Origin of the sequence: Desulfosporosinus sp. OT (assembly GCF_000224515.1) — a bacterium.
In the GTDB taxonomy this organism is placed as follows: domain Bacteria; phylum Bacillota; class Desulfitobacteriia; order Desulfitobacteriales; family Desulfitobacteriaceae; genus Desulfosporosinus.
Window position 1 is genome coordinate 1 of record NZ_AGAF01000268.1, and the last position, 6,892, is coordinate 6,892.

Annotated in this window: 3 protein-coding genes and 1 pseudogene; all 4 read right to left on the reverse strand. The window is 40.0% G+C overall.

Annotated features, from left to right (window positions below; genetic code table 11):
• Positions 1–287: 287 nt before the first annotated feature.
• Positions 288–434 carry a hypothetical protein gene (locus DOT_RS32145; RefSeq protein WP_242833915.1) on the reverse strand — a complete coding sequence of 49 codons (147 nt, stop codon included), beginning with the start codon at positions 432–434 and terminating at the stop codon, positions 288–290.
• 361 nt (positions 435–795) lie between these two features.
• Positions 796–4,011, reverse strand: a complete 3,216-nt coding sequence (locus DOT_RS28075; RefSeq protein ID WP_009624605.1) for a glycosyltransferase — start codon at positions 4,009–4,011, stop codon at positions 796–798.
• 267 nt (positions 4,012–4,278) lie between these two features.
• Positions 4,279–5,385, reverse strand: a complete 1,107-nt coding sequence (locus DOT_RS26010; RefSeq protein WP_009624606.1) for a glycosyltransferase family 2 protein — start codon at positions 5,383–5,385, stop codon at positions 4,279–4,281.
• Between the two features lie 572 nt (positions 5,386–5,957).
• Positions 5,958–6,892 (reverse strand): annotated as a pseudogene (locus DOT_RS32845) (hypothetical protein); the annotation flags it as partial.

Sequence of the window (6,892 nt, forward strand, 5' to 3'; positions counted from 1 at the left end):
CTAATTAAAAGTCCAAAGACTTAAAAACTTGATATATCGAATCTTCTAAATAAATTTGGCTATCTGAATTATTCTTGCTGTTTTTGATTTTTATTTCTTCACTTAACCGAAAACTATGAAAAGATATATATAATAATAAGGTGGGCCTATTGGAACATAAATAATCGTGCATTGATGGTATAATAGAATATTCTCCACCTTCGATATCTATCTTAATGAAACCGATGTCTTTAACATCATATTCTGTTAAAAAATCACTTATCGTAATGCCCCTTACTTCAGTGAAGTTATTTTGGGAGAGTGTCGGAATAATACTGGACAATTCCCAAGAATTGTTGATAATATCCCTCCAGATCCACCACACCTGTCTTGTGTCTGAAAGAACTTTTAAAGGAAACTCCGTTCTTAAAAACATCCATCGTATTCGTACTCATAAGATGGCTCCTTTCAAAATCCAACAATTATTTCCCAACGCTTTTAGTTATAATATTGGTCATACTTCTATAGTATTCAACGCGCTGGAAAGTGGAGGCAATTTCCAGAGAAAGATCTTTCCTTATCACTGGCAAAGAACACATGATCGATGTTGTTGAATTGGTGCCAGCACCCCGACCAGCCTTTTCAGTCTCAGAACACCATGCAATCAAATTAAACGCTTTTTCTGATCTACGCCCGTGGCGGGATGCCCTGAAAGATTATCTTAATCCACCTGGAAAGCCTAGGCAGAGAATTAAAGCTTGGCGTACCAAGCTCTAATTCTCTGCCTTTAATAGCTCGCTCGTGGCAAAGCCATTATTATTTTCCATTTTCCTTGAGTGAGTTGTCCAATTTCCGACAGATTTCTACCCAGTTAAAATTTTCGTAGGCATAATCCTGAGCTTCCCGACAGACTCTGCGTAAAGTTTCTTCATCTTTACAATTACGCAGGAGCGAATCGGCCAAGGACTTAACATCATTCACTGGAAAAATATCTCCAAATCTTTTGTTATCGGTAATATCCCAAGCAGGGGACAAATCAGACGAAATAATGAAACACCCATTTTGCTGTGCCTCAGGAAAAACATTCGGGAACCCTTCCCATAATGACGTAAGACAGAAAACTTTAGCTTTTTTGTATTCCTCCCGCAGTTTCTTACGGTCAAATAAATGACCAGTTAATATGATTCTGTCCTTTAATTCCGGCCTATCTGCCAATAATTCGGACACATAATTCTCAAAGCGATCAGTTACTGTCCCAACTAATTTTACTTTCCATCCCGGCAGTAAATCAGCTACAATTTTAAACGCTTCCAACAATATGTGGTTGGCCTTCTCAGTTGAGCCAATTCGCCCCACAGTGAGGATAACGTTTTCTTTGTTCGAAAAATCAACAATTTCTCTTCTCCCACCATCATAAAACCCAGTTGGCAAACGCTCCACATTCATCGACCAAGCTTTACGCAAAAACTCCTGGTAACCAGTAGTTTCCACACTAATCAGATCAAAATTCTTTAGAATTTCCTTCGCATTGGGCCAATTTGCGTTCTTGATGTTATAGTTAGCATCCAATTTCAAGAACACTTTACCTGCTGGATTTAACGCCTTATAAATTGAAGCCCAAACAAAGCTAGTGGAGATCAAATGAAGCAGGTTGAGAACATCAATCTCCTGAGCGTGAGCGCGCAAAAATTCAATCCCATCTTTTTGCGTGTCACCGGTAACCCTGTCAATAAACCAGGTCTGTAGACCTTTCACCTCGTCTTTTAGGTAATCATAAGGTCCGTTGTCATAACAGGCCATAAAAGATTCGTAACCATAGTATTTATGCATTATGAAGGGTATCATTCCGAGGCCTTTCACCAAGTGGAAGTTTCCTGCTCCTGGAAACATGGTTACAAAACGCAGAGGCCCGTTTTCCCTGCCTCTGCTTGACACCTGGCTACGGTCAATTACACACGACAGATAAGCCAGTGTATCTAGGCGAATCATCTTTCCGTCAAATCGGCTGAGAAAACTTTGGCAAGCAGCCTTTAAGCCATTTTCTGTGAAATCACCTGATTTCTCAGCATAAAAGCCGCTCAACACGGGTAGTTCATTTTCATCGCCGGGGAAAGCATAGGTGAACAGGAGATAGTTGCGAACCCCCGCTGCACGCAGAAGGACATGCAATTCAGGCTCATCAAAGATAGATTTATGCCTTTGATAGTTGTTAATACTGCTCTCACCAACATTGTCCAAAGGATCGTGCGTATATTGATATACATTTTGCAAGCTAAATAATGGTCCGTTAGTACCAGACGAATTTTCCAGGTAAAGAGAAGCGATATTGCGGAAATAGGGGAGACCTATATAACAGAAATATCCATCATCTCCCAACGACGCATACACTTCCTTTAAATGTCCCTGTATTTTGCCCCGTTCGAAATGCTCTAAGAAAGAATTACTGAAGACACACTTAATTTTTGTTTCGTTAAATGGTAGGGGTTGCTCCCAATCCAAAATAACATCGGTAGCCGAAGTTTGATAGCAATCAACATTAATAAATTCATCCAGCTTGAGATTGCCACAGCCTAAAAAAATCTTCCCGTTTTCCCAGTAACTTGGCGCAACGTCTGACTTCTCTCCAGGGGGCAACAATTTCTTCCGACGCAGTTCGGCCTGAACTTGCGCATCTATTTCTGCCGTTCTCCTTGGTCCCAAGATATTTTTAAAGTACGTTCTGTTATGCACAACCCGATTATCTTGTGGCACAAAATTACGAGCAAACTCATTATGGCGGTGGCCCAATTCCAGCTTTCCGACACGATCATAGCAAACTGCCAATTGTAGATGTGGTAGCCAGGTCCAGCAGGCTTTGTTTACAGAGTCCGAGTATTCAGTTGGCATTTCTAGTTGCGTAGCAATCCTATACCAAACTATAGCCGCTTTATAATCTCTTTCCTCCAGAGCTGAAAATCCCAAACGACAACAGAATTCTGCCCGTGGCGTATCGTACCCGAAAGACAGGAAAATATATTTTTTCATACTCTCTTGGTCGCCGAGCTTCAAATAAATATCGGCTACTTTTCCACATGCGGCGATTTTGTCTTCAACTTCTCCTTGATCGGTGGCTAGAAACTTTTCATAAAATTCTACTGCCTGTTCGTATCGACGACGATTCAAGAGTTCATTAGCAAAATAATAGAGCTCCTGTGATGCTAATTTCTCCCCAACCTCTAAGCGTGATTCATAGCTTTGTAAATCGCGATTAGGGGCTTTACCATCCTGTTTAGACTCAATTTTGGTCTGTAAATCATCTAGGTAATTCCCAATATTAAAGCCCCATTTTACAATAGCTTTTTCCTGGTTCTCCTCCATTAGTTTTTTGAAGCTTCCCTCCTGGATGCTGTTGAATGTCAGTTGAGCAATATGATGCACAAAAGAATCAAGAGCAATCATCAAATGATAACCTGCCCGCACTGCCCGCAAGCAGAAATCATCATCTTTGACGTTGCCCAATCCAAACAATTCATCGAACCCTCCGACTTGGTTAATAACTTCCTTCTTAACCAACAGACAAAACCCAACCAATCGAAATACCCGCCGATAACAGCCAGCGTTTTTTGCACAATATTCCCGTGCAAAATCTACCAGACCGGATAGTTCTGCATAAGACACATTGATTTGCTGATGCCCATTAGCTTTATTGCTAACTGGTCCTACCAACCCTATTTGTGGTTGACTATAAAGTAAACGGAGCATATTCCCTAACCAGTTTTCTGTTACAACAGTGTCGTTATTTAAAAATAGTATATTATCACCGCTTGCCAACTCTCTGCCCTGGTTACACCCTTTGGCAAAGCCAAGGTTGCTGGAATTGAACACTGCTTTGATATCCGGTTGACTTTTTAGGTATTCAATGGTGCCGTCAGTTGACCCATTGTCAACCACAATCAACTCATATGATTCCGGTGTATTCTGTCGAATACTCCCTAAGCACTGCTGTGTAACCGCTAATTGGTTTACGGTTAGAATGATGATACTGGTTGTCATTTGTCAATCACCTCATATGATACTTAATGGCTACGACCATCTCCATGTATCTATATGTTGGTTACTTGTATTTGGTTATTTCCGGGCAAGCGGGCAATTTCACACACCGAACAAAAAACACCCCCATGGGCGTTTTCAATAGCTCATATTTTATACAATAACCCTGATATTTTTGGGAGAATGCTTCTGTTGTGGAGGGCTTTATCTAATATCGTAATGGACATTCATCAGAGGCAGTCAGAAAAGGAAGTGTTACTTAATCGTGATTTATTTCTTTTCGGAAGTCCCTATTCCCAACAAACCCTCTAAATAATTCTTGTTGTATAGAACCTGGGTATTTTCTGGACAATACTTTCTTGCAATCTCATTATGCGCATAGGCCAACTCATGTTTACCTATGCGATCATAACAAACGCACAGCTGTAAATGCGGTAACCACGTCCAACAGGCTTCAATAATTGGTCCCCAGCAATCAAAAGGCTTATCCAACTGAGTGGCCAGTTTATACCAAAAAGCCCCTTGTTCATATTGCTTTGCACTCAGAAAATGAAAACCTAACCGACAGCAGAACTCAGCCCTTGGGGTAGCATATTCAAAGGATTTAAAGAGATATTCAAGTTGTTTGTCTTCATCTTCTAATTTTTGGTAACAATCAGCCAGCTTTCCACAAGAAGAAATATTATCCTCGACCCAGCCCTGTCCAGTCTTTAAAAATTCCTGATAGGATTTGATCGCCTGATCATAGAGTTGGTGATCAAGCAATTCATTAGCATAATAAAATAAATCTCGGGGAGAAAACGATTCCCCTCTGGCCTTTCGTTTCTCATATATTTTAAGGTTACGACATGAGTCGTTACCTCCCATCTCTTTGTGTGTAATACAGATATCAGAGTTTAAAACATGTCCGTACACCTCTAAATACTCGTGTACCGCCCCAATCCATTGGAAGTTCTTACTTCGTTTAACCAAGCGGTTTCTTTTTAAACTGAAAGTAACTGCGCCAAACTGGTCAAATGCTAAAAGATAGGGCATATTAACAACGTCTATTAAAGGATCTATATTTTTCTTTAATTTAAGAAACTTTTCACGATCAGTATCTGCTACAATATCATCTGCATCTAACCAAAGGATATAATCCTCAGTAGCTTCGCTAAAAGCAAAATTTCGGGCAGCTGCGAAATCGTCGATCCAAGTAAAATCAAAGATTTTATCTGTAAATCCTTTGACGATCTCTTTAGTGCGATCTGAGGAGCCTGTATCAACAATTACAATTTCATCAGGGATGCCTTTGACAGAATTAAGACATCTCGCAATTGTATTTTCTTCGTTACGGACTATCATACATAGACTGATTCTCATTTCCTTGCCTTCCATTTCATCTCTCCTTTTAAAACATGATTACTGTATATATATTCAAGATAAATTTATTGGGAAGTATCATATATGAAACAAAAAATAAAATTAAAGTCCCTTGGCATTCCAAGGGACTTTAATGTAACTATTCCTCTAAATAAATTATTGTTCTTTTATAGTAACGATTAGTAACGCCAGCGACTGCTTCAAAGATCATTTGACCATAGTTCGGTAGGTTATCTCCCACGGTTAATTGCTCGAGACCAATCTACTACCAGTTAGCACAGTCCTCCCCAAATACACAGCACATTGGTTAGATTCACCAGTAACGACTAATGGACTGGAATACTAACAAATAAGTGTCCGCAATTCCAATCAAAGATCATTGCTATCAAAAAGCACATCATTTCCAACCGCAACCGCTTGGGAACTTATATTATAAACAAATGCATATACCGAGGTCACATCTATTTCATAATTATGTTATATTCTAACCTTTGACGTTTCACGTGTAAGAAGATTCATGTTAGAAAAAGGCAAGGTTTGAGTTCAAAGCTCAAGCCTTGCCTTTATAACCAATAATCTTTACTAGTCTAAAAAATATTACTTACTTTGTTAATTGTAACAATTATCGAAGGTATAGCTGGTTCCCCGATTGGAGTAAACGCATATATGCCTGCACCAAATGAGGCATCACTCACGGCTTGAATAAATGAAATGGTATCAAATGCTAGTATTTCAATAATAAATGCTGCAGTAACAACCTCAGGTGTATTAGTGGTTGACAATATTGCCCTCCTATTGGAGTTACTTACATCAGAACCATTCTTTCTTACCCAAATGTCTATATCTACTGGTCCTATTAGATCTAGTTCTGCAGGTACCAAGCGATGAGCTGCAACCAAATTCCCAGCAGCATCTTTTCCCCAAGCTGAGATTTCCACAGCTTGAGAGCTAGTAACGAACTGGAACTCAAAAGCATCCAAATCTGCAAAATAAACTCTGGTTGCAACTTCTCCCGGCGCCAAAACAAACACCTCTTGAACATACAGCGTTTTCGTGGTCCCTGTCACGAAAAAGCCCAGAATTTCGATGGCAGCAGGAATTGTGTCATCATTAGTTACTTTCACTGTGAATGTTGACGTTGGTCTTATACCGTTAACCGGAGTATTTTCGATTAACCCAGTAGTTTCAACACCATTGTCAACGTTCACTTCTGCTGAATACGTGATCAAATAGAAACCAGCTGTTGGGAAAGTAATTACCGCTGAAGAACTAGGATGAATTATTCCATGCAGTTCATCATTAGTTGACAGAGTTATTGCCGTTGGTGAAGTTGTGCCTGGTACTTGAGTTGTATTGTCACTAATTCGTGCATTAGGCAAAATAATTGGTCCGGTGGCTCCTGTGGCTCCTGTTACTCCCGTAGCTCCTGTCGCGCCTGTTACTCCTGTTACTCCTGTTACTCCTGTTACTCCTGTTACTCCTGTTACTCCTGTTACTCCTGTTACTCCTGTTACTCCTGTTA

Excerpts from the sequence above, each read along its gene's own strand:
- DOT_RS26010 (WP_009624606.1), bottom strand. The coding sequence starts at position 5,385 with ATGGAAGGCAAGGAAATGAGAATCAGTCTATGTATGATAGTCCGTAAC.
- DOT_RS28075 (WP_009624605.1), bottom strand. The coding sequence starts at position 4,011 with ATGACAACCAGTATCATCATTCTAACCGTAAACCAATTAGCGGTTACA.
- DOT_RS32145 (WP_242833915.1), bottom strand. The coding sequence starts at position 434 with ATGAGTACGAATACGATGGATGTTTTTAAGAACGGAGTTTCCTTTAAA.